The following is a 22,529-nucleotide window of genomic DNA, read 5'->3' on the forward strand; positions in this document are numbered from 1 at the left end:
GTTCCGGCGGGCCGGACCGGGTTATGGCTGTGCGATACCGTATGTGCGATGTGCGGACTGTCCGCGACGATACGGCCCGCATGCCGCCCGGTTCACGTTCGTCCGGCTCATGGACCATATCCTTTCCCGCCTTCGGTCCGCCGCGATGGGACCGGCGGCCCAGACCGTCTTCACAGGCCTCGGCCTGCGCGCCTCGTTCCGGAGAATGTCATGACCTCGAATACGACCCGAACCGAATCCGCCTATGACGTCGTCCTGATCGGCGGAGGGGTCATGAGCGCGACGCTGGGCGCGCTTCTCAAGCTTCTTCAGCCCGACTGGTCGATCGGGATGTTCGGACGGCTGGACGACGTGGCGAAGGAAAGCTCCAACGCCTGGAACAATGCCGGCACGGGCCATTCCGCGCTGTGCGAGCTCAACTACACCCCCGCGCGCGCCGACGGCACGATCGACATCTCCAAGGCGGTGGGCGTGAACGAGGCCTTCCAGCTTTCACGCCAGTTCTGGGCCTATCTGGTCGAATCGGGCGTCATCGCCTCGCCCCGCGCCTTCCTCAACCCGATTCCGCACATGAGCTTCGTGTGGGGCGACGAGAATTGCGACTATCTGCGCCGCCGCTATGAGGCCCTGAAGGACCACCCGCTGTTCAGCGGCATGCGCTTCTCGACCGACCCGGCGCAGCTCGCGCAGTGGATGCCGCTGGTCATGGAAGGGCGCACCGCCGGCACCAAGCTGGCCGCGACCTGGATCGCGTCGGGCACCGACGTCAATTTCGGCGCGCTGACGCACCTGCTGGTCAACTTCCTGGCCGGCCAGTCCGGTTTCGACCTGAAACTGTCGCACGAGGTCGAGGACCTGAAGCAGGACGCCTCCGGCGCATGGCGCATCTCGGTGCGCGACCTTGCGGCCAACACCACGGCGTCGGTGGCCGCGCGCTTCGTCTTCATCGGTGCCGGCGGCGGCGCGCTGCCGCTGCTGCAAAAGACCAGCATCCCCGAATCCAAGGGCGTCGGCGGCTTCCCCGTCAGCGGCCAGTTCCTGCGCTGCACCAACCCGGACATCGTGGCCCGCCACCATGCCAAGGTCTACGGCAAGGCGTCGGTCGGCGCGCCGCCGATGTCGGTGCCCCATCTCGATACCCGCGTGATCGACGGCAAGGAGGGGCTGCTGTTCGGCCCCTATGCCGGCTTCTCGACCAAGTTCCTCAAGCAGGGCTCGCTGTGGGACCTGCCGAAATCGATTCGCATGGACAATCTGGGCGCCATGCTGGCCGTGGCGCGCGACAACATGCCGCTCACCCGCTACCTGGTGCAGCAGGTGCTGCAATCCAACGAAACGCGCCTGAACGCCCTGCGCGACTTCGTCCCCAACGCCCGGGCCGAGGATTGGGAGCTGATCGTGGCCGGCCAGCGCGTGCAGGTCATCAAGAAGGACGCCAAGAAGGGCGGCGTGCTGCAATTCGGCACCGAAGTCGTCACCGGTGCCAACGGCACGGTCGCGGCCCTGCTGGGCGCCTCGCCGGGCGCGTCCACGGCGGTGTCGATCATGCTGACCGTGATCCGCAAATGCTTCGCCGCCGAACTGCCGCGCTGGGACGCGAAGCTCAAGGAAATGATTCCGTCCTACGGCGCGCCGCTGGCCGACCGGCCCGACCTGTGCGCCCATGTCCATGACTGGACGACGCGCAGCCTCCAACTCGAAGGCTGAGGGCCCACGGGCCGCGGGCCGGGCAGGGCGGTCCGCCCCGCCCGGCGGTGGGCGATGTCAGTCCTCGTCGTCGTGGTCCAGTTCGCTGAACTGGTCGGCGGGGTGGCGCACCGGCGCCTGCTGCTGGCGCGCCCCGCGCGCCTCGCCCTGGCGGCGGGTGAAGTGCGACGCGATATCGGCCAGGTCGATAAACTGGTCGGCCTGCCGCCGCAGATCGTCGCCGATCAGGGGCGGCGAGGTACGCACCGACGAGATGACCGTGGTCCGCACGCCCTGGCGCTGCACGCTCTCCAGCAGCCGGCGGAAATCCGCATCGCCGCTGAACAGGATGGCATGGTCGGTCCGGGGGGCCATCTCCATCATGTCGACGGCCAGTTCGATATCCATGCTGCCCTTTACGCGCCGCCGCCCGTTCTGGTCGACGAATTCCCGCGCCGTCTTGGTGACGAGCGAATATCCGTTATAGACCAGCCAGTCGGTCAGGGGCTTGAGCGGAGAATATTCCTCGCTCTCCAGGATCGCGGAGTAATAATAGGCACGAATAACGTGGCATTTCGAACGAAAGAAGGTCAGAAGATTGCGGTAATCGACATCGAATCCCAGATGACGAGAGGCCGAGTAAAGACTTGAGCCGTCGATAAAAAGACATGCGCGTTCGTCGGGTTGAAAAAACATGGGCCTTAGAATCCTTGTAGCGTAGCCAGAGCTTGAAATGTCACGCGGATTGATTGCCGCACTTAACAATATGCCCGCCGGATGGCAGGTTAAAGCTGTCGGGGGCAAATTGATACGGTCGAATAAGACAATGTCGTTCCTTTCGCAGAGCGCGAAAACACCATTCCGACAGGCCGCGCGCCCCGCGCAGGTCCCGTCGCCGGCCGGGCGCCGCGCGCCATGATCCTCATCGCCATCGGTGCCAACCTGCCGCGCGCGGACGGCGGCACGCCGCTCGAAACCTGCCGCTGGGCGGTCGGGCGCATCGCCGCCATCCCCGGCCTGCGGGTGGTCGCGGTCTCGGCATGGTACGAAAGCGCGCCGGTCCCCCCCTCGGGCCAGCCGCCCTATGTCAACGGCGTGGCGCGGGCCGAAGGCACGATCGATCCCGCCGCGCTCCTCGCCGCCTTGCAGGCGATCGAGGCCGAGGCCGGGCGGCGGCGCACGGTCGCCAACGCCGCGCGCCCGCTGGACCTCGATATCGTGGCGATGGGCCCCTGCGTGCGCGACGCGCCCGACCCGATCCTGCCCCATCCGCGGGCCGGGCAGCGGGCTTTCGTCCTGCTGCCGCTGCGCGACGTGGCGCCGGACTGGCGCGATCCCCGCACCGGCGATACGATCGGGTCCCTGGTCGCCGGCGTGGCGGACCAGCAGATCCACCGCATGGCGGACGATTGAGGGGGGCTCCCCCAGTCCGGCCTTGCGTTTGCGCGGCGGTGTGGATAAAATTGTTTTTTTAACTAATTTATATACCGGAGGCCTGCCTCATGGCTCGCGTCACCGTCGAAGATTGCGTTGAACGGGTTCCCAATCGCTTCGAGCTGGTTCTGCTGGCGGCGCAGCGCGCGCGCGGCCTGTCGCGTGGCGAGGAGATGACGATCGACCGCGACAACGACAAGAACCCGGTCGTCGCGCTGCGCGAAATCGCGGACCAGACGATCGAACTCGAACAGATCCGCACCGACCTGGTCCGCTCGCTGGCCCGCGCGCCCGAGCCCGAGCCGGCGGACGAGGAAGTGATGGACCTGATCCCGACCGAGCAGAACATCTTCGGCCTTCAGGACGTCTCGGCCGAGGAAGAGGCGTCCCACGGCGCCGGCATGTCGGCCGAAGAGCTGGAGGCCGCGATCGAGGCCGAGCTGGGCGGCCGTACGCGGCGATAAGCCAATGGCAGCGGACGCGGCCGGCCCTGCCGATACGGTCCATGTCACCGCCCAGGTGCCGGCCCTGCCGGCGTCGGGCGATGACGGGGGTCCGGTTTCCTCTGCGTCCTCCGCGCCTGACTCCACGGGCGGGGCGGTGGCCGATGCGCCGCCCCCCGCCCGCGTCATTTCCTGCGAGGGGCTGGTACGCCGCGTCCGCGCCTACGCCCCGGATGCCGATCTCGACCTGATCCGCCGCGCCTTCGCCGTGGCGCAGGAAGCCCATGCCGGGCAGGTCCGCGATAATGGCGACCCCTACATCACCCATCCGCTGGCGGTCGCCAGCATCCTCGCCGGCTTCCATCTCGACCCGTCCTCCATCGCAACCGCGCTGCTGCACGACACGATCGAGGATACCGGCGTCACGCACGAGCGGCTGCGTGCCGAATTCGGCCCAGCCATCGCCGACCTGGTGGATGGCGTCACCAAGCTGACAAGGCTGGAACTCCAGTCCGACCGCACCAAGCAGGCCGAGAATTTCCGCAAGCTGGTCCTCGCGATGTCCAAGGACATCCGGGTGCTGATCGTCAAGCTGGCGGACCGGCTGCACAACATGCGCACGCTGCATTACGTGCAGCGGCTCGACCGGCGCCAGCGCATCGCGCGCGAGACCATGGAAATCTATGCGCCGCTCGCCGGCCGCATCGGCATGGACAAGGTCAAGACCGAACTCCAGAACCTGTCCTTCGCGGAGCTGGAGCCGGAGGCCAACACCACCATCCGCGCGCGCCTCAACTATCTGCGCGGCCAGGGCGCCGACGTGATCGAGGAAGTCCGGCGCGAACTGGTCCGCCTGTGCCGCGAGGCCGGACTGGGCGAGGTCGAGGTCTCGGGGCGCGAGAAATCCCCGTTCTCGATCTGGGAAAAGATGCAGAAGCGCAATGTCGCCTTCGAGCAGCTTTCCGACATCATGGCCTTCCGCATCCTCGTGCCGACGCGTGAGGCCTGCTACGTGGCGCTGGGGGCGGTCCATGCCGCCTTTCCCGTCATCGTCGGCCGGTTCAAGGACTACATCTCCACCCCCAAGGCCAACGGCTACCAGAGCCTGCATACGGGCGTGACGCTGCGCTATCCGCGCAACCAGAAGATCGAGGTACAGATCCGCACCGCGGAGATGCACGACATCGCCGAAAACGGCGTGGCCTCGCACTGGATGTACAAGCAGTTGCCCGGTGCCGGCGGCGCCGGCGCGCAGGTGGTCACGGGCCTGCGCTGGGTCCAGGACCTGCTGGACATCCTCGAGGATTCGGCGGCACCCGACGAATTCCTGGAAAACACCAAGCTCGAACTCTACCAGGACCAGGTCTTCTGCTTCTCGCCCAAGGGGCAGCTCATCTCGCTGCCCCGGGGGGCGACCCCGGTCGATTTCGCCTATGCGGTGCACAGCCAGGTCGGCGATACCTGCGTCGGCGCGCGCATCAACGGGCGGCTGATGCCGCTGCGTCACGAATTGCAGAACGGCGACCAGGTCGAAATCATGACCGCGCGCGGCGGCACGCCCTCGCCGTCGTGGGAGCGGTTCGTCGTCACCGGCAAGGCGCGGGCCCGCATCCGCCGCCATGTGGCCGCCCAGCAGCGCGAGGCCCATGTCGACGGCGGCCGCGCCGCCTTGGCCAAGGCCTTCCGGCAAGAGGGCGTGGACGGGTCCGAAAAGGTGCTGGAAAGCATCCTGCCCGACCTCAAGCAGGCGACGGTCGAAGATCTGTACGTCGCGGTCGGCAACGGCAATATCGGGCCGCGCGACGTGGTGCACGCGGCCTACCCCGAACTGCGCCAGACCCCGCGCGCGCCGCGCATGGTGCCGGGCCTGCCCATGCGCGCCCCGGCCCGCACCGGCCGGGCCAAGACGGGCGGCGGCATGGCGCTGGCCGGCATCGGGCCGGGCATCGCGGTCCATTTCGCCGGCTGCTGCCACCCCCTGCCGGGCGACCGGATCGTGGGCATCGTCGCGACCGGCAAGGGCATCACCATCCACACCGCCGGCTGCCAGACTCTGGAAAGCTTCGCCGCGACCCCCGAGCGCTTCATGGACGTGGACTGGGATTACGACGTGATCGGCCGCGGCACGGGCGAGCCGCATATCGGCCGGCTGAGCATCGTCGCCGCCAACGAGCCCTCGATTCTCGCCACGCTGACCAATGTCGCCTCCAAGCATGACGGCACCATCGTCAACCTGCGCATCGTGAACCGCCAGCTCGATTTCATGGAGATCCTGGCGGATATCGAGGTCCGGGACCTGCGCCACCTGTCGTCGCTGATCGCGGCGATGCGCGCGGCCAGCGGCGTCGTCCAGGTAGAGCGGGCGAAGGGATGAGCCTGCTCGGCATCGGGTCCGACCTGTGCGACATCCGCCGCATCGAACGCGCGCTGGCCCGCCACGGCGAACGGTTCCTCGACCGCGTGTTCACCGAGGCCGAGCGCCGCCGCGCCGACCGGCGGCAGGGCCAGGCCCGGCTCGGCGCCTACGCCAAGCGCTGGGCGGCCAAGGAAGCCTGCGCCAAGGCACTGGGCACGGGCTTCTCGCAGGGCGTGTTCCATCGCGACCTGGGGGTCGACAACCTGCCGACCGGCCAGCCCGTCATGGTGTTGACCGGCGGGGCCCAGGCGCGGCTGGCGGCCCTGCTGCCGCCCGGCGCGGACGCCCGGATTCTCCTGACCATGACCGACGAATATCCCTACGCGTTCGCGCAGGTGATGATCGACGCTGGTCCCCCGCCCTAGGATCGGGCTAAGGTCGCGCGCCATCCTCCGGCCTCCCGGCCGCCCCTCGCATCACCTCCGGATTCAGACATCATCCCTATGGACGACCCGCACAAGACCCACACGACACCCCTCCCGTCAGGGGGTATTCTTCCGGCCTTGCGCGGGGCCTGGGACCTGGTCCGCACCATCGTCGTCGCCCTGACGCTGGCGATCGGCGTGCGCACCATCCTGTTCGAGCCGTTCAATATCCCGTCCGGCTCGATGATCCCGACCCTCCAGGTCGGCGACTATCTCTGGGTGGCCAAATACAGCTACGGCTACTCCCATTTCTCGCTGCCCTTTTCGCCCGAACTGTTCAGCGGCCGGGTCCTGGAACGCACGCCCCATCGCGGCGATGTCGCGGTCTTCCGCTTCACCAAGGACACGTCAATCGACTACATCAAGCGCATCGTCGGCCTGCCCGGCGACCGGGTGCAGGTGCGCGGGGGCGAGCTCTATCTCAACGATGTGCTGGTCCCCCGCGTGACCGAGGGCGATTACGTCGCGGTGGACGAGCACCGGACCCGCATGGAAGGCCAGCGCTTCCGGGAAACCCTGCCCGGCAGCGCCGGCGCCCCGCCGGTCGAGCACGATATCCTCAAGTTGACAAACGAGGGATTTCAAAACGATACGCCCGTCTACGTCGTGCCGCCGGGCTATTTCTTCGCGATGGGCGACAATCGCGACGACAGCGCCGACAGCCGCTTCATGGGCGACGATCCGCAGGATCTGGGCTTCGTCCCCATGGAGAATCTGATCGGCCAGGCCAAGTGGATCTTCCTGTCGCTCGATACCCGCTACCCGGTCTGGGCCTTCTGGATGTGGCCCGCCGAAATCCGCTGGAACCGCCTGTTCATGGGCGTGCAATGAGCAGCGAAGGCACCGTGGACGACGTCGCACCGCCGGGCGCCGACGTCGCCTCGGTCGAGGCACGGCTGGGCTACCATTTCCGCCGCCCCGACCTCCTGCGCGAGGCGCTCACCCATCGCTCCGCCGCCCATCAGCGCAGCGGCGGCTCCGGCCGCCGCGGCCGCCAGCCCGCCTCCCGCCGCGGCGCCGGATCCAACGAACGGCTGGAATTCATAGGCGACCGCGTCCTCGGCCTGCTCATGGCCGAATGGCTGCTGGAACGCTTCCCCGACGAGCAGGAAGGCGCACTCGGCCCCCGCCACGCCCATCTGGTCTCCCGCCCGATCCTGGCCACCATCGCCGGCACAATGGATCTGACGCAGGCCCTTGACGTGGCCGAGCACGAGGCCCGCGCCGGCGTCCGCCAGGTCGCCAACGTGCTGGCCGACGCGGTCGAGGCGATTCTGGGCGCAATGTATCTGGATGGTGGGCTGGAACCCGCACGTCGCTTCGTGCGCTCGGCCTGGAATGACGCAATCATCGCCCAGGCCCGCCCCCCCAAGGACCCCAAGACCGCGTTGCAGGAATGGGTGCTGGCCCGCGGCCAACCGCTGCCGTCCTATCGGACCGTACTGGTCGATGGGCCGTCGCATGCCCCCCGGTTCGTAATCGCGGTAACGGCCGGCGGCCAGTCGGGCGAAGGGGAGGCGGGCAGCAAGCGCGCGGCCGAAAGCGCTGCGGCTGCAGACCTGCTGCGGCGGATCGGATGACGGATTATTGTGGCGAGGGGATGACCTCGCCGGAAAGGGTATAGGATATGACCACCCGCTGCGGCTTTGTCGCCATCGTCGGTGCGCCGAATGCCGGGAAATCGACATTGCTGAACCGGATGGCGGGGGCAAAGCTGTCCATCGTCAGTCCGAAGGCGCAGACTACTCGCTTTCGCGTGCTGGGCATTCTGATGCGCGGCGCCAGCCAGATCCTGCTGGTGGATACACCGGGCATCTTCAAGCCTCGTCGTCGGCTGGACCGCGCGATGGTGGCGGCAGCGTGGACCGGTGCCGAGGATGCCGACATCACGCTGCTGCTGATCGATGCGCGTCGTGGCCTGTGCGAAACGGTACGCCCCATTATCGAGCAACTGGCGAAGACGCGCCGCCGCGTCTGGCTGGTGCTGAACAAGACCGACCTCGTTGACCGCCAGGCGCTGCTGCCGCTGACGGCCGAATTGTCCGGCCTGCTGAATGTGGAACATGTCTACATGGTCAGCGCGCGCAGCGGCGACGGGGTGGACGATCTGCTGGACGCACTGGGTGCCGCGGTGCCCGAGGGGCCGTATCTGTATCCCGAGGACGACCTGACTGACCTGCCCGATCGCCTCCTGGCGGCCGAACTGGTGCGCGAACAGATCTTTCTTCAGACCCACGAAGAGGTGCCCTACGCCGCAACCGCCGAGACCGAGAGCTTTCGCGAGCAGCCCGACGGTTCGGTGCGGATCGAGGTCACGATCTATGTGGCGCGGGCAGGGCACAAGGCGATCCTGATCGGCGAGAAAGGAAGCCGGATCCGTTCGATTGGGGAGAAGGCGCGCAAGGATCTGTCGCGTCTTCTGGGCAGGACATGCCATCTGTTTCTGAACGTCAAGGAACGTGCTGGCTGGGACGAAGAGAAAGCGCGCCTGCGCGCGATCGGACTGGACGATGCCTCTTAAACGGGGAATGATTTTGGAACGACGAGCGTGCTTGTGACCGGTCCTCATGGGAGATAAGAGGGTCGGCGTGAATGTGGCCCAGCCCGGGGACAGCCCTCGTCAGGAGCCATTATATAAGCAATCGGGGGACCTCGTGACGGATCGTGAAGCACAAGACGTTCAGGGTTACCGCCGTGTCCTGCTGAAAATTTCGGGCGAAGCCCTGATGGGTGACGGCTCGTACGGCATCGACCCTGAAATGGTGGACACCATCGCAGGAGATGTGGCCACCGTGGCCCGCGCCGGGGTCGAGGTCTGCCTGGTGATCGGCGGCGGCAACATCTTCCGTGGTGTCGCTGCGGCCGCACGGGGCATGGACCGGGCGCAGGGCGATTATGCCGGCATGCTGGCGACTGTAATCAATGCCTTGATGGTGCAGAATGCACTGGAGCGGCATGGCGTGCCGACGCGGGTGATGTCAGCCATCCATATGTCGTCGGTGGCCGAGCCCTACATCCGCCGGCGTGCCGTTCGCCATATGGAAAAGGGCCGTGTCGTCATTTTCGCGGCGGGGACGGGCAATCCGTTCTTCACGACCGACACGGCAGCCGCGCTGCGCGCCGCCGAAATGGATTGCGACGCGCTGCTGAAGGGCACGCAGGTCGATGGTGTCTATTCCGCCGACCCGCGCAAGGTCGCGGATGCTACGCGCTTTGAGACGCTGACCTATCTGGATGTTCTGGCGCGCGACCTGCATGTGATGGATGCCGCTGCTATCAGTCTGGCGCGTGAGAACCGGCTGCCGATTCTGGTGTTTAATATCCATGCGCCAGGAGCATTTCCCCAGGTGATGCGGGGCGAGGGTCTGTATACCAAGATCGTCGAGGCGTCCTGACAGTCAGGCCGGCCCGACGATCATGTGGCGGGAATATTATAGATGTGACGGGCGGCCGCTCCCGCGGCCGCCCTGTTTGAGTGTGGAGGGCCACTGTGGCTGCTGATCAGAAGACACTGCTGGATGACCTTGTCCGCCGGATGGACGGCGCGCTGGAGAGCCTGCGTCGCGATTTCGCGGGATTGCGGTCGGGACGGGCTAGCCCCGCCCTGATCGAGCCGGTGCGGGTCGAGGCTTATGGTGGTGAAGTGCCGTTGACGCAGGTTGGGTCGATCGCGGTGCCTGAGGCGCGGATGCTGACCGTGCAGGTGTGGGACCGGTCTCTGGTCGGCGCAGTGGAGCGCGCAATTCGCGATAGCGGGCTGGGGCTGAACCCGGCGGCGGACGGCCAGACGGTTCGGGTGCCCATTCCGCAGTTGACCGAGGAGCGCCGCAACGACCTGGCGCGCACCGCCGGCAAATATTCCGAGAATGCGAAGATCGCGGTGCGCGGCGTGCGGCGCGACGGAATGGACCAGACGAAGACGTTCGAAAAGAAAAGCGAAATCAGCCAGGACGACGTGAAGGTCTGGTCCGAAGCGATTCAGAAGCTGACCGACCAGTATGTGAAGCGAATTGACGACATGCTCGCGGAGAAGGAACGCGAGATCAAGCAGGTCTGATCTCACTGTGACCGTGGGCTCCGTACCCGGCCCGGCGGCCGGGACAACAGATGCGCAGACCACCCCCACACCCCCTCCCGATGCGGTGGGACGGGGCAATGGCGGCGCTGTTCCGGCTCCGCCGGGGCATGTTGCGTTGATCATGGATGGCAACGGGCGCTGGGCCATGGCCCGCGGCCTGCCCCGCGCGGCGGGGCACAGCGCGGGCGCCGAGGCGGTGCGGCGTTGTGTTCATGCCGCGATCAGTCGCGGAGTCGGCTACCTGACATTATATGCCTTCTCATCGGAGAACTGGCGCCGTACGCCCGACGAGGTCGCGGACCTGACATCGCTGCTCCGCTATTATCTGCGGCACAAGGTAGCTGAACTGTCGCGCGAGGGCGTGCGGATCCGCATCATAGGCGATCTGTCGCGCTTCGATGATGATGTGCGAGCCGAAGCAAAGCGGGCCGAGGACGTCACGGCAGGAAACCGCCGGCTGACGCTTGTGCTGGCGCTATCCTATGGCGGGCGGGCTGACATCATGCAGGCGGCGAGGCATGTGGCTCTGGCGGTACGGGATGGCGCGCTGGACCCCGAACGGCTGGACGAGGCCCTGTTCGGCCGTTTCCTGCTTACGGCGGACCTTCCCGATCCCGATCTGATCATCCGGACCAGCGGTGAATGCCGGTTATCCAATTTTCTCCTTTGGCAGTCGGCCTATGCCGAATTGGTGTTTCTCGACACGCTCTGGCCGGATTTCAATGAACAGCATTTCGACGCGGCGCTGGACGTGTTCGCCCGGCGTGAAAGGCGATTCGGTGCCCGTCCCTCGCTCTGAGCCTCCCGCCGGGTTGCGTGCCGGCAGGAACTGGAAGGATCTGCGCGCCCGTCTGATTTCGGCCGCTGTGCTGGTGTCCGTGGCGGCGCTGTGCATATGGGCGGGAGGCGCTGCTTACGCAGTGCTGGTCCTGTTGGCCACTGTGGGGATGGCCGTGGAGTGGGGGCGCTTGTTCGGACTGCACGCTCGGTCCTGGCGCGGCACGCTGTATGTCGCCTGGCCGGTTGCCGCCATGGTGGCAGCGCTGGGCGGACATTGGCTGGAGGCCTTTCTGGTGATCGGCGGTGCGTTCGTGTTCGGGCCGGCACTGTGGAGTGGCCAAGTGGTGATCGGCTGTGCGGGCCTGGCCCTGTTGTGGCTACGGTTGATGACGGTGCCTGGCGCCGGTGTTGTGCTATTCGTCATCACCTGTGTCGCCGTCAGCGACAGCGGTGCCTATCTGATCGGCCGCCTAGTCGGTGGCCCCAAGCTTGCGCCGGCGATCTCGCCGGCCAAGACATGGTCGGGATCGCTGGGGGGGCTGGCCAGCGCCATGGTGGCAGGTGGACTGATCTGCGCGCTGGTGTCCGGATCGGATGCGTGGGTGCGCGGAGTGGCATTCGGTGCGCTGATGGCCGTGGCGGCCCAGATTGGGGACTTGGCGGAAAGTGCGCTGAAACGCGCGCGTGGGGTCAAGGATTCCGGCACGATCATTCCTGGGCATGGCGGGTTGCTGGATCGTTTCGACGGGCTGCTGGTCGCAGCGCCACTGGCAGCTCTGCTGTCTCTGGGGGCGGCGGGGGGTGGGGCGTTCTGGTATGGGACACCCACCGGTCTGGTTTCCGCCCTGTTTACGGCGCATGCGGAGGCAGTGCCGCCCGCACGCGCCGGCGGATCAGCGATCGAATTGGGATGATGGCGTGTCGACGCCGAACGGCAGGAAAGAAAGAGGCATGAAGTCAGTCACCGTCCTGGGCAGCACCGGTAGCATCGGTTGCTCTACGGTCGATCTGCTGTTGCAGGCGCCGGAGCGGTTTCGAGCCGTTGCCCTTGTAGGGGGCCGCAATGTCCAGCGTCTGGCCGAACAGGCCCGTGCCCTGAGGGCCGAGCATGCCGTCATCGCTGATGAGGGCCGCCTGCCGGAATTGCGCGGGCTTCTGGATGGCACGGGTATCACGGTCTCGGGCGGCCGCCAGGCGGTGATCGAGGCCGCTGCCCGTCCGGTGGACTGGACTATGGCCGCCATCACCGGGGCCATCGGGCTGGAACCCACCTTGGCGGCGGTCCAAAATGGCGGCTTCGTCGCGCTGGCAAACAAAGAAGCCCTTGTCTGCGCGGGCGATGTCATGCTGCGCGCGGTCGAGCAGGCCGGGGCCACGCTGCTGCCGGTCGATTCCGAACATAACGCGATCTTCCAATCGATGGCCGATCGCCAGATCGCCGAGGTGGAAAAGATCGTGCTCACTGCCTCGGGTGGGCCGTTCCGCCGGGCCACGCTCGCCGAGATGGAGAAGGCGACGTTGGAAGCCGCGCTGAAACATCCGACATGGACAATGGGTGCCAAGATCACCATCGATTCGGCCACCATGTTCAACAAGGGGCTAGAGGTAATCGAGGCCGCGCGCCTGTTCGCGCTGACCGAGGACAGGATCGGCGTCGTGGTCCATCCGCAATCGGTGGTGCACGGCTTCGTGCAGTACAGCGATGGCAGTATCGTGGCGCAGATGGGGGCGGCCGACATGCGGATCCCTATCGCTCACACCTTGGCGTGGCCGGCACGTATGGCGACGAATTCACCCCGGCTTGACCTAGCAGCGTTGGGTCGGATGGATTTCGAGGAACCGGATGAGGTGCGCTTTCCCGCTTTGCGGCTGGCGCGGGAATCCTTGCGTGCGGGCGGTGCTGCCCCCACTATCCTGTCGGCGGCGAATGAGATCGCAGTCGAGGCGTTCCTGGGCGGTTCTATCGGGTTTCTCGACATCGCACGGGTGGTCGAGGGCGTGATGTTGGCCTTGGGGCATCAGAGTGCTGATTCACTTGAAGAGGTACTGCATTGGGACGAGGAAGCCCGCCGTGCCGCCCGTCTGAGTACGACATCCCTCGCTGCCTGACTTATGCCGGGGCCTCGCCTTGGCATGAGATCGGCGATATCGTTATGAGGAGCTGACCCATCATTATGCCCGAGCTGCTTCGGACCGTTCTTGCGTTTGCCCTTGTGCTGGGGGTCTTGGTCTTCATCCATGAACTGGGCCACTATCTGGCTGCCCGCTGGCGGGGGGTGCATGTCGAAGTCTTCTCGATCGGCTTTGGGCGGCCCCTGTTGCGATGGCACGATCGGGTAGGCACCGAATGGCGGCTATGCCCCGTTCCGCTGGGTGGGTACGTCAAGCCGCATGGGTTTGAGGGGCCCGAGGAAGCGACGCCGGAACAGATGGAAGCTTGGCTGCCAGGGCGGACCTTCCATGACAAGCCGGTGCTGTCGCGGGCGATCGTGATCGTTGCCGGGCCAGTGTTCAATTTTCTGCTGGCTATTGTGCTGTTTGCCGGCCTGTTCATGTTTGCGGGCCGACCAGAGATCCGCAATGTGGTGGGCCAGGTCGTGCCGGGCAGCGCGGCCGAGGCTGCCGGAGTGAAGCTGGATGACGTGATCGTACGGATCGGTGATCGTGCGGTCTCCGACGTCGCGGATATTCAGGCCCTGGTGGCCGCGGAACCGGGCGCGCGTACTGAACTGGAGGTTCGGCGTGGCGACCAGATGGTGACTCTTCCGGTGACTGTCGGGACCGTGACGGACAAGAGCGGTGACCGGACCGGACAGCTTGGCGTGATGTTCACCGCGACGATCGGCAAGCCGCTGTCTCCTCCTGCAGCTGTTGGCGCTGCTGTTCAGGAGACGTGGCGCCTGACCGTCCAGACGCTGGACGGGCTGTGGCAGATGCTGACCGGACAACACAGCGCGAAGGATCTGGGCGGCCCGCTGCGCATCGCGCAGATGTCGGGCCAAGTGGCACATTACGGGGTGGCTAGCCTCGTATCGTTCATGGCGCTGCTCTCGGTCAATTTGGGGCTGATCAATTTGTTTCCGATCCCCGTGCTGGATGGGGGTAGGCTGGTGTTCTATGGGCTGGAAGCGCTGCTGGGGCGCCCGGTATCGCGCCGCGTGCGCGATATCAGTTTCCAGGCAGGGTTCGCGGTCGTCGCGGGGTTGTTTCTCTTTTCTACATTTAATGACCTCTCGCATTTCGGCCTGTTCCGCTGGGTTGCGTCACTGAGCGGGTAACGCGTCCGCATCTGGGGGCATGCGGGCGCTTGCGCGAAGGGGGGGATTTCGGATACGTCCGCCAAGCGGATATGATCGATCCTGCGCGCGGCGACTCTGTTCCCGTTGCGTGGTTTCTGGGTTCGCGGAGCGTCTGGTTTGGGGGAAGCCGAATTTGCCGACTAAACGTTCAACGCTTCTTGCGTCGGTTTGCCTCGTGCCCTTGTTTCTCGCCGGGACCGCCGAGGCTCGGCGTGGCGTGACGGCGAATCATACCCCGGCGGTGCATGCAGCCCGGTCCGGTGGTGTCATCGAATCCATCCAGGTCACCGGAAACGACCGGATCGAGACCAGTACTGTCCTGTCCTATATGGTGGTGCAGCCGGGGGATCCGTTCAATCAGGACGAACTCGATCGTTCACTGAAGACGCTCTATGCTACGGGCCTGTTCCGCGATGTGACGTTGCATCGCGCGGGCGACGTGCTTCAGGTGCGCTTGGTCGAAAATCCGATTGTCAATCGTATCGTCTTCGAGGGAAATCATTCCGCGAAGGACGAGGATCTGCGCAAGGTGATCGCGTTGCGGCCGCGTGCGGTGTTCTCGACGCAGATCACGGCGTCCGATCGTCAGAAGATCTTGGAAGTCTACGCCAGCAAGGCCCGCTATGCCGCGACCGTAACGCCGCAGATCATTCGGCTGGCTCATAACCGGGTCGATGTGGTCTTCCTGATCAACGAAGCCCAACAGACCCTGATCCACAAGATCTCGTTCGTGGGCAACAAGGCGTTCAGCGAAGCCCGGTTGGCACAGGTCGTTTCGTCGAAGGAGACGGCCTGGTACCGGTTCTTCGCCTCGTCCGACGAATATAACCCAGAGCGTATCCGTTACGATTCGGAACTGCTGCGTCGGTTCTACCTGCGCAATGGGTTTGTCGATTTCCAGGTGCGCAACCAGACGGGCGAACTATCGCCGGACCGCAAATCTTTCTACGTGACCTTTACGGTGGACGAGGGGCCGCGCTACCGGCTAGGCAAGGTGAATATCCGTTCGTCGCTGAAACATATCAGCGCAGCGTCGTTGAGAAAATATATCGAGCTGTTTGCTAACCAATGGTATGACGGTAGCGCGGTGCAGCATAACGCGACCGACATGCAAGAAATCCTGCAGGGAAAGGGGTATCCGTTCGCCATGGTGCGGCCGGAAATTGCCCGCAACCCCGAACGTCGCGTTGTGGATTTATTGTTCGATGTCAGTGAAGGGCCGCGTGCCTATGTCGAGCGGATTGACATCAACGGCAACACGATTACGCAGGATGCCGTGATCCGCCGCCAGATCCCGATGTCCGAAGGCGATCCGTACACGCCCACCGAGCGGAAATACGCCAAGGCGATCCTGCAGGATTTGGGCTTTTTTAGCACCGTTTCGGTCGACCAGACCCCCGGCTCTGCCCCGGATCGGACGAACGTGGCGATCAATGTCGTCGAGAAGCCGACCGGTGAATTCTCGCTAGGCGGCGGTTATTCGACCGACGTCGGTATTCTGGGTAATATCGGCTTGAAACAGCACAATTTGCTGGGGTCGGGCGTTGATGCCGGCATTTCCGGCACGATGGCTTATTACCAGCGGCAGGCAGATATCTCGGTCAGTGATCCGTATTTCCTGAATCGCAACATGGTTGCCGGCGTAGATCTGTTTGTTATCGAGAACAATTACCAGACCTACCAGAACTATTCGGAAGGGCGGTACGGTATTACGCTGCGGATGGGGTATGCCTATACAAATCGCCTGTCCCAGTCCTTCAGCTACACGTTGACGGATCGTCACGTCGATAACGCCTACAGCGATGCGTCATGGTATGTTCTGGACCAGACCGGCTGGTCGCTGCTTTCCCAGCTCAGCACCACCCTGACCTACGATACGCGTGACAACCGCATGCAGCCGCACAGCGGTTACGTTGTGCGGCTGGGCGGCGATTTTGCAGGTCTGGGTGGGAATGAGCGCTATGTGCGCGGCAAGGTGGATGTTGGCTACTACATTCCGATGGACGACCTGACGGGCAATCATGATTGGACGCTGGCGCTGACGGGTGGTGCGGGTGAGATCGCCAACTGGGGTGGCGGCCGCAGCGATATCATCGATAACTTCTATTTGGGCGGTAACACGTTGCGCGGCTTCCTGGACGGTGGTGCCGGACCCCGTAGCATGGGCATTCCGCCTTATACGTGGAATGGCCAGTCTTATGCGATGCACTCGCAGGAGGATTTCCTCGGCGGGCGTTTCCTCTACACCGCGTCGGCCACCTTGAATTTCCCGATGCCGTTCGGGGCAGATATGGGAATTCGCGGCCGTTATTTCGTCGATATGGGTGGTCTGGACGGGCTGCGGGTGTCGCGACGGTATACATCCTATCCCCAAGACATGCCCCGCTACACGCCGGTATATGGCGACACACTGACGCCCCGTGTCAGTACCGGTGTCGGCTTTGCGTGGAAAAGTCCGTTCGGCCTGATCAACATCGATCTCGGTATTCCGGTCCTGAAACAGAAACATGACCGGACCCAGTTGTTCCGCTTCGGCTTCGGCCAGCAATTCTGAGGTGACAATGCTTCGTTCACGTGGCGTATCCGCTCTGGTCGCGGCCGTCGTGCTGTCATGCACCGGCATCACCTGTGTTCCTGCACGGGGACAGGGGACCACGCCTGCTGGCGGAAACGCGGGCTGGTTTGTGCCCAAGTCCGCCCAGCCAGCGCCGGCGGCTTCAGCCCCCCGTGGCCCGGTGCGTACGGCGCCCGTCCCCATGCCTGCAGCCCCCGCCGACGGCGATGAGGCCCAGTCCCAGACGCCGCCGGTGTTGCCGCTGCCGCCCGTTCCGCCGTCGCCCGACATTCCGCGTGGCGTTGCGCCGCCGGTGCCAGTGATCGGCGTGATCAGCGTGCCTGACGTGATGCGTCTGTCCAGTGCAGCGCAGCAGGCTGAGCGCGTGCTTGGCGGCCGGCGCGACGAATTGGCGCGTGACGCACAGAAGGAGCAGGCCGGTTGGCGGGACGAGCAGCAGAAGCTGCAGGCCCAGGCGAAGAACATGGCCTCGGACCAGATCCAGCAGCGTGAGCGCCGTCTGCAGGAGCGTGTAATCGGCGCCCAGCGCGATTTCCGCAACCGCAACCGGATCGTCCAGGAAGCGGCCCAAGTCTCGTTGGGGCAAATCGAGCGCGAGCTGGTTCAGATCATCCGTCAGGTTGCGAGCAGCCGCGGGATGAACTTGGTCCTGCATCGTGAACAAGTGGCCCTGAGCCAGGATGGGCTGGACATCACCCAGCAGGTTGCCGATCAACTGAATAAGGTGCTGCCGACGGTGTTTATTCCGGCGGCGAATGTCGACCCCGAAGTACTGGCAAAATCGGGTACGATGCCGACTACCGCCGATGTCGAACGCCAGCAGCAGGAAGCCCCCGCCCCGGTGGTAGCCCCTGCCGCGACCGCCCCCGCGGCGGCGCATCACTGAGCGGCGGGGAACGCGATGGAAGGGCAGGTCGGGGCCGCCCTGCCGGGTGACGGGCGGTTCTTCGAGCGGAGTGGCCCGTTTCCGCTCCAGAGGCTTGTAGAATGCGCCGGTGCCCGGATCGTGGGGGATGAGGGCATTGATGCCGGTAGGGTGTATAGCGGCGTAGCGCCGCTGCAATCCGCCGGTCCACGGGATGTCAGCTTTCTCGACAACCGGCGCTACGCGCCTCTGCTGGAACAGACCCGCGCGGGGGTGGTGCTTCTGGCCCCGGCTTTCGTCGACCGGCTTCCCAAAGGGACGATCGGTTTGGTCTGCCAGACGCCTTATCTGGCCTGGGCACGAGTGGCCAGCTTGTTTCATCCGGTGCCCGCCATAGTGCCGGGCGTTCATCCGACCGCTCTGGTGGGTGCGGATACTGTTATTGATCCGTCAGCGCAGATCGGTCCCTTTGTGGTGATCGGAGCTGGTGCGCGCGTCGGGGCCGAAACCCGCATCGATTCGCATGCGGTAATCGGCGATGGGGTGCGGATTGGCGCGCGCTGTCGGATTGGGGCGCAGGCTTGTGTGTCCCATGCGCTTCTGGGCGATCGAGTGACGTTGCTGGCGGGAGTGAGGGTTGGTCAGGAAGGCTTCGGGTTTGCGGTCGGTCCCGACGGTTTCGAGACCGTTCCTCAACTGGGGCGGGTGATTCTGGAGGATGGGGTGGAAGTTGGGGCGAACTCCACCATCGACCGGGGTTCGTCACAGGACACCGTCATCGGCGCAGGCTCGCGGCTCGACAATCTGGTGCAGATTGGCCATAATGCGCGCTTGGGGCGCTGTTGTATCGTGGTTTCCCAAGCTGGGATATCGGGGTCTACGGAACTTGGTGATTTCGTCACTGTTGCTGCTCAGGCTGGCCTGATCGGCCATATTCGTATTGGCGCCAAGGCTCGGATCGGTGCGCAATGTGGCGTGATGTCGGATGTGGACGCGGGGGCTGATGTCATCGGCAGTCCCGCGATGCCATTTCGGGAGTTCTTCCGGAATGTAGCGGTGTTGCGACGCCTGGCAAAAAAGGCGCCGCGTGAAGGAGGAGGAGAGGCCTGAGTCAGCAGGCCCCCGGAATTCAACCGGGACAGGTGGGTGCTCGTATGAAAAGGCGCGTGGACCTGCCGTCCTGAGCAAAATGGTCGGACGACGTGAATAAAGAAGTAGAGGTTCCCGCGGTGGGCGACAGCCCGACCAGTATCGAATCGATCGACGTGATGCGGATCATGGAGGCGATTCCCCATCGCTATCCGTTCCTGCTGATCGACCGGATGGTTGATATCGTGCTTGGTTCTTCAGCGGTCGGCATCAAGAACGTCACGGCTAGCGAACCGCATTTCCAGGGGCATTTTCCGGCCCGTCCCGTGATGCCTGGCGTGCTGATTATCGAGGCGATGGCGCAGACGGCAGCGACCTTGGTCGTGCTGACCTTGGGGGCGGCCTTTGAGGGTAAGCTGGTCTATTTCATGACCATCGATGGAGCCAAGTTCCGGCGCCCGGTGGAGCCCGGTGATCAACTGCGGATCCATGTCGAGAAGGAACGCAGTCGTGCCAATGTCTGGAAATTCAAGGGTATTGCGCGTGTGGATGGCGTGTCGGTGGCCGAGGCGACGTTCAGCGCGATGATCATGGGCTGAAACCGTCAGGGTTGGATTGAAACGTTCGGTTGCGGGTCCACAGTTCCTCACCGGCGCAAAATGCGATATCCGGTTTGCTGGTGCGGCCGTTCCAGATAGGGTGCCGCGCCATGTGTTAATGCCGGCCGAACCGGCGTGCCGGCATGCAGACGGTTCCGGGGCCTAGCCCTGCCGTGGGAGAGCATATTGACCGATTTGGCACAGATGGACTCCGTAAGCCGGGCCGCTGAGATTCATCCATCCTCGATCGTCGCCGATGGGGCCCGGATCGGGCACGGGGTCCGTATCGGTCCTTGGTGTTCGATCGGTCCTGACGTGGTGATCGAGGATGGCGTGCACCTGATCGCCAACGTGATCGTCGACGGTCATACGCAGGTAGGTGCCGGCGTCGTCTGTTATCCTTTCACCACGCTTGGTATGGCGCCCCAAGACCTGAAATATCGGGGCGAGCCGACGCGCTGCATCATTGGAGCGCGAACTGTGATCCGCGAGCATGTGACGATCCATCGTGGCACCGCGACCGGTAGCGGCGTCACACGAATTGGTGAAGATTGCCTGATCATGGCGAATTCCCACGTCGCGCATGATTGTACGCTCGGGAATGGCGTGATCATCGTGAACAATGTTGTCATGGGTGGCCATGTCACGATCGGCGATCGTGCGCGGATCATGGGGGCGGCAGCCCTGCACCAATTCGTGCGCATTGGCCATGCGGCGCTTGTTGGCGGCGTGTGCGGTGTCGAGGCCGATGTCATTCCCTATGGCAGCGTGCTGGGAAACCGGGCCCGGCTGGTTGGGTTGCATTGGATCTGGCTGAAGCGCAACGGCGTGCAGGCTGACGAAATGCATCGTCTGCGTCGTGCGTTCCGCGCGCTTTATCCCCGCGCGATGGAAGAGGAATCGACGGCCTTCAGCCGGCGCCTGACCGCAGTGCGGACGGAATATGGCGATGAGCCCAAGGTGGCCGAGATCCTGGCTTTCATCGAGGCTCCCAGTCATCGCGGGCTGGTGAGGGTGGCTGGCGGCGGCGCGGCATCGATTGAATCCGACGGCGTCTAGGGTGCGGGTGGAGCGCCGATATGCTTGTCGGTGACAGTCTGCGTCTGGTCGGAAACTGCGTGGGCATTCTGGCCGGGGGCGGGCCGCTACCGGGGCAGGTAGCGCGGGCGGTCGAAGCACTGGGGCACAGTGTCTTCATCGTCGGGTTTCAGGATTTCGCCGAACCGCATGTGATCGAGCCGTGGCCGCATCGTTATATCCGGCTGGCGGCGGCTGGTGAGATCCTGTCCTGCCTGCGGGCGGAAGGATGCAGGGATCTGGTTCTGATCGGCCCGGTGCGCCGACCGTCCTTCTCTGATCTGCGCCCTGACGCGGTAGGGGCGCGGATCATGGCGCGAATCGGGCGGGCATTATTCTCGGGCGATGATGGACTGCTGGCGGCGATCGTACGTGTGCTGGGGGAAGAGGGCTTTGCCATTCATGGCGCCCACGAATTTCTTTCAGGTTCGGTCGGACGGTCCGGTGTGCTGGGGCGGGTCCAGCCGGATGTCGGAGCATTGGCTGATATCCGTCGCGGACAGGACGTGGTCGAGGCGATCGGACGGCTGGATATCGGGCAGGGGTGCGTGGTGCAGGATGGATTGGTGCTGGCCGTCGAGGCGATGGAGGGCACCGACCGAATGCTGCTGCGGGCCGGGGAGTGCCGGCAACCGGGCCGGCCGGGAGGTGTTCTGGTCAAGATGCTGAAACCCGGGCAGGACCGCCGCGCCGATCTACCGACGATCGGGCCGGATACGGTCTGGCGTGCGGTAGAGGTCGGTTTGCGTGGTATCGCCTTTGAAGCCGGTGCCACATTGATGACCGATCCGGCGGCCTGCATTGCCGCCGCCGATGAGGCTGGTCTGTTCCTGATCGGGATCGGTGATGGGGCGGTGGGTATGCGGGCCGCCAGAACAGGAGAATGACGATGGCTTCGTATCTGCACACGATGGTGCGTGTCCGCAATCTGGATGCCAGCATTGCCTTCTACAAGCTGCTGGGCATGCACGAATTGCGCCGGCGCGAAGTGCCAGAGGGTGAATATACGCTGGTTTTCATCGGCTATGCCGATAACGCGGCTGGTCAGGCGGAAATCGAACTGACCTACAACTGGGGCAAGGATGAAGGCTACGAGATTGGAACCGGATTCGGCCATTTCGCGGTAGGCGTGCCCGATGTGGCGGCGATGGTCGAGGCTGTGCGGGCGGGAGGGGGCAAGGTGACGCGCGAGGCAGGGCCAGTGAAATTCGGTACCACCGTGATTGCCTTTGTCGAAGACCCCGATGGGTACAAGATCGAACTGATCCAGCGCTCTTGAGTCTATGCCCTTAACGCAGGTTGGCAGTGATCTGGCGCGCGTTTCTCTTGCTTCGACGTTCACCACCCATACGGAAGCACGCGCCGAGTGCGCGGTTTAATATTCCGGTAGCTGGCCCTTTACGGGTACCGAGGTCGGGACGCCTGGTGTGCCGGCGTAGGTGATCAGCAGCACTGTTTGCGTGTCGCCAGCCTGTCCGTGGTGGACGTCGTCGACCGATTCTCCGAAGGCCTCGCCGGCGTGATAGACGTGCGATTTGCCACTTTCGCGGTCGGTGATGGTGAGTGCGCCCTCCAGCACGTAGACCGCGTTGGGGAATGGGTGTTTGTGCCAGGGCAGGGCCGAGTGGGCGGGAATCGTCAGCCGGATCATCGTCAGTTCCGGCTGCGTCGTCGGGTAATGCGTGTAGGGCACGCCATTCCACGAATGATCGGTCTGAAGCAGGATGTCGCGATGGCCCGAGGCCACGGTCTGCGCCATCGTG

At 64.7% G+C, this 22,529-nt stretch carries 23 protein-coding genes; 21 read left to right on the plus strand and 2 right to left on the minus strand.

Features of this window, described 5'->3' with window-relative positions; genetic code table 11:
- The first annotated feature begins 210 nt into the window (after positions 1-210).
- Positions 211-1,707 carry a malate:quinone oxidoreductase gene (locus tag HLH27_RS06495; protein WP_182948870.1) on the plus strand — a complete coding sequence of 499 codons (1,497 nt, stop codon included), beginning with the start codon at positions 211-213 and terminating at the stop codon, positions 1,705-1,707.
- A gap of 57 nt (positions 1,708-1,764) precedes the next feature.
- Here HLH27_RS06495 and HLH27_RS06500 read toward each other — a convergent pair whose 3' ends face one another.
- Positions 1,765-2,382, minus strand: a complete 618-nt coding sequence (locus HLH27_RS06500) for a LabA-like NYN domain-containing protein (protein ID WP_182948872.1) — start codon at positions 2,380-2,382, stop codon at positions 1,765-1,767.
- 219 nt (positions 2,383-2,601) lie between these two features.
- Here HLH27_RS06500 and folK point away from each other — a divergent pair, with 219 nt between their 5' ends.
- The 20 genes from folK (at position 2,602) to gloA (ending at position 22,045) form a co-directional block, all read left to right on the plus strand.
- The gene (gene folK / locus HLH27_RS06505) at positions 2,602-3,099 is read left to right on the plus strand and encodes a 2-amino-4-hydroxy-6-hydroxymethyldihydropteridine diphosphokinase (RefSeq protein WP_182948874.1); all 498 of its coding nucleotides are present in this window, start codon (positions 2,602-2,604) and stop codon (positions 3,097-3,099) included.
- Positions 3,100-3,188: 89 nt separating this feature from the next.
- Positions 3,189-3,584, plus strand: coding sequence for a DNA-directed RNA polymerase subunit omega (gene rpoZ, locus HLH27_RS06510; RefSeq protein WP_182948876.1), 396 nt, complete (start codon positions 3,189-3,191; stop codon positions 3,582-3,584).
- 4 nt (positions 3,585-3,588) lie between these two features.
- A complete protein-coding gene (locus tag HLH27_RS06515; protein WP_246375571.1) occupies positions 3,589-5,937 on the plus strand; it encodes a RelA/SpoT family protein in 2,349 nt (782 codons plus the stop codon).
- Positions 5,934-6,344 carry a holo-ACP synthase gene (acpS, locus tag HLH27_RS06520; protein WP_182948878.1) on the plus strand — a complete coding sequence of 137 codons (411 nt, stop codon included), beginning with the start codon at positions 5,934-5,936 and terminating at the stop codon, positions 6,342-6,344. The genes HLH27_RS06515 and acpS overlap by 4 nt, the downstream gene beginning before the upstream one ends.
- Before the next feature lie 78 nt (positions 6,345-6,422).
- Entirely contained in the window at positions 6,423-7,235 is an 813-nt protein-coding gene (lepB, locus tag HLH27_RS06525; protein WP_182948880.1) for a signal peptidase I, read from the plus strand.
- On the plus strand, positions 7,232-7,984 hold the full coding sequence (gene rnc / locus HLH27_RS06530; RefSeq protein ID WP_182948882.1) for a ribonuclease III: 753 nt from the start codon (positions 7,232-7,234) through the stop codon (positions 7,982-7,984). The genes lepB and rnc overlap by 4 nt, the downstream gene beginning before the upstream one ends.
- 47 nt (positions 7,985-8,031) lie before the next feature.
- Positions 8,032-8,925 carry a GTPase Era gene (gene era, locus HLH27_RS06535; protein WP_182948884.1) on the plus strand — a complete coding sequence of 298 codons (894 nt, stop codon included), beginning with the start codon at positions 8,032-8,034 and terminating at the stop codon, positions 8,923-8,925.
- 133 nt (positions 8,926-9,058) lie between these two features.
- The gene (pyrH, locus tag HLH27_RS06540; protein ID WP_338029860.1) at positions 9,059-9,799 is read left to right on the plus strand and encodes a UMP kinase; all 741 of its coding nucleotides are present in this window, start codon (positions 9,059-9,061) and stop codon (positions 9,797-9,799) included.
- A gap of 95 nt (positions 9,800-9,894) precedes the next feature.
- Positions 9,895-10,461 (plus strand): ribosome recycling factor, encoded by a 567-nt coding sequence (gene frr / locus HLH27_RS06545; protein WP_114727753.1) that lies wholly within the window; start codon positions 9,895-9,897, stop codon positions 10,459-10,461.
- Positions 10,462-10,603: 142 nt separating this feature from the next.
- Positions 10,604-11,281 carry a polyprenyl diphosphate synthase gene (gene uppS, locus HLH27_RS06550; RefSeq protein ID WP_182949252.1) on the plus strand — a complete coding sequence of 226 codons (678 nt, stop codon included), beginning with the start codon at positions 10,604-10,606 and terminating at the stop codon, positions 11,279-11,281.
- Positions 11,262-12,176 carry a phosphatidate cytidylyltransferase gene (locus HLH27_RS06555; RefSeq protein ID WP_338029855.1) on the plus strand — a complete coding sequence of 305 codons (915 nt, stop codon included), beginning with the start codon at positions 11,262-11,264 and terminating at the stop codon, positions 12,174-12,176. The genes uppS and HLH27_RS06555 overlap by 20 nt, the downstream gene beginning before the upstream one ends.
- A 37-nt stretch (positions 12,177-12,213) precedes the next feature.
- Positions 12,214-13,371, plus strand: a complete 1,158-nt coding sequence (gene dxr / locus HLH27_RS06560; RefSeq protein ID WP_182948890.1) for a 1-deoxy-D-xylulose-5-phosphate reductoisomerase — start codon at positions 12,214-12,216, stop codon at positions 13,369-13,371.
- A gap of 65 nt (positions 13,372-13,436) precedes the next feature.
- Positions 13,437-14,540, plus strand: a complete 1,104-nt coding sequence (gene rseP, locus HLH27_RS06565; RefSeq protein WP_182948892.1) for an RIP metalloprotease RseP — start codon at positions 13,437-13,439, stop codon at positions 14,538-14,540.
- Between the two features lie 154 nt (positions 14,541-14,694).
- Positions 14,695-17,115: an outer membrane protein assembly factor BamA gene (gene bamA / locus HLH27_RS06570; RefSeq protein WP_182948894.1), complete on the plus strand. Its 2,421-nt coding sequence runs from the start codon at positions 14,695-14,697 to the stop codon at positions 17,113-17,115.
- 7 nt (positions 17,116-17,122) lie between these two features.
- Positions 17,123-18,022 (plus strand): OmpH family outer membrane protein, encoded by a 900-nt coding sequence (locus HLH27_RS06575; RefSeq protein WP_182948896.1) that lies wholly within the window; start codon positions 17,123-17,125, stop codon positions 18,020-18,022.
- A 15-nt stretch (positions 18,023-18,037) separates the two neighbouring features.
- Positions 18,038-19,111, plus strand: a complete 1,074-nt coding sequence (gene lpxD, locus HLH27_RS06580) for a UDP-3-O-(3-hydroxymyristoyl)glucosamine N-acyltransferase (protein ID WP_182948898.1) — start codon at positions 18,038-18,040, stop codon at positions 19,109-19,111.
- A gap of 92 nt (positions 19,112-19,203) precedes the next feature.
- Positions 19,204-19,689 (plus strand): 3-hydroxyacyl-ACP dehydratase FabZ, encoded by a 486-nt coding sequence (gene fabZ / locus HLH27_RS06585; RefSeq protein WP_182948900.1) that lies wholly within the window; start codon positions 19,204-19,206, stop codon positions 19,687-19,689.
- Between the two features lie 204 nt (positions 19,690-19,893).
- Positions 19,894-20,748, plus strand: coding sequence for an acyl-ACP--UDP-N-acetylglucosamine O-acyltransferase (lpxA, locus tag HLH27_RS06590; RefSeq protein ID WP_182949254.1), 855 nt, complete (start codon positions 19,894-19,896; stop codon positions 20,746-20,748).
- Between the two features lie 20 nt (positions 20,749-20,768).
- Complete coding sequence (locus tag HLH27_RS06595; protein ID WP_182948902.1) at positions 20,769-21,653, plus strand: LpxI family protein; 885 nt, start codon at positions 20,769-20,771, stop codon at positions 21,651-21,653.
- A 2-nt stretch (positions 21,654-21,655) separates the two neighbouring features.
- Positions 21,656-22,045 carry a lactoylglutathione lyase gene (gene gloA / locus HLH27_RS06600; RefSeq protein WP_182948904.1) on the plus strand — a complete coding sequence of 130 codons (390 nt, stop codon included), beginning with the start codon at positions 21,656-21,658 and terminating at the stop codon, positions 22,043-22,045.
- A gap of 96 nt (positions 22,046-22,141) precedes the next feature.
- Here gloA and HLH27_RS06605 read toward each other — a convergent pair whose 3' ends face one another.
- On the minus strand, positions 22,142-22,525 hold the full coding sequence (locus HLH27_RS06605) for a cupin domain-containing protein (protein WP_246375618.1): 384 nt from the start codon (positions 22,523-22,525) through the stop codon (positions 22,142-22,144).
- Between the last annotated feature and the right edge of the window lie 4 nt (positions 22,526-22,529).

This window comes from Gluconacetobacter takamatsuzukensis, from assembly GCF_014174275.1.
In the GTDB taxonomy this organism is placed as follows: domain Bacteria; phylum Pseudomonadota; class Alphaproteobacteria; order Acetobacterales; family Acetobacteraceae; genus Gluconacetobacter; species Gluconacetobacter takamatsuzukensis.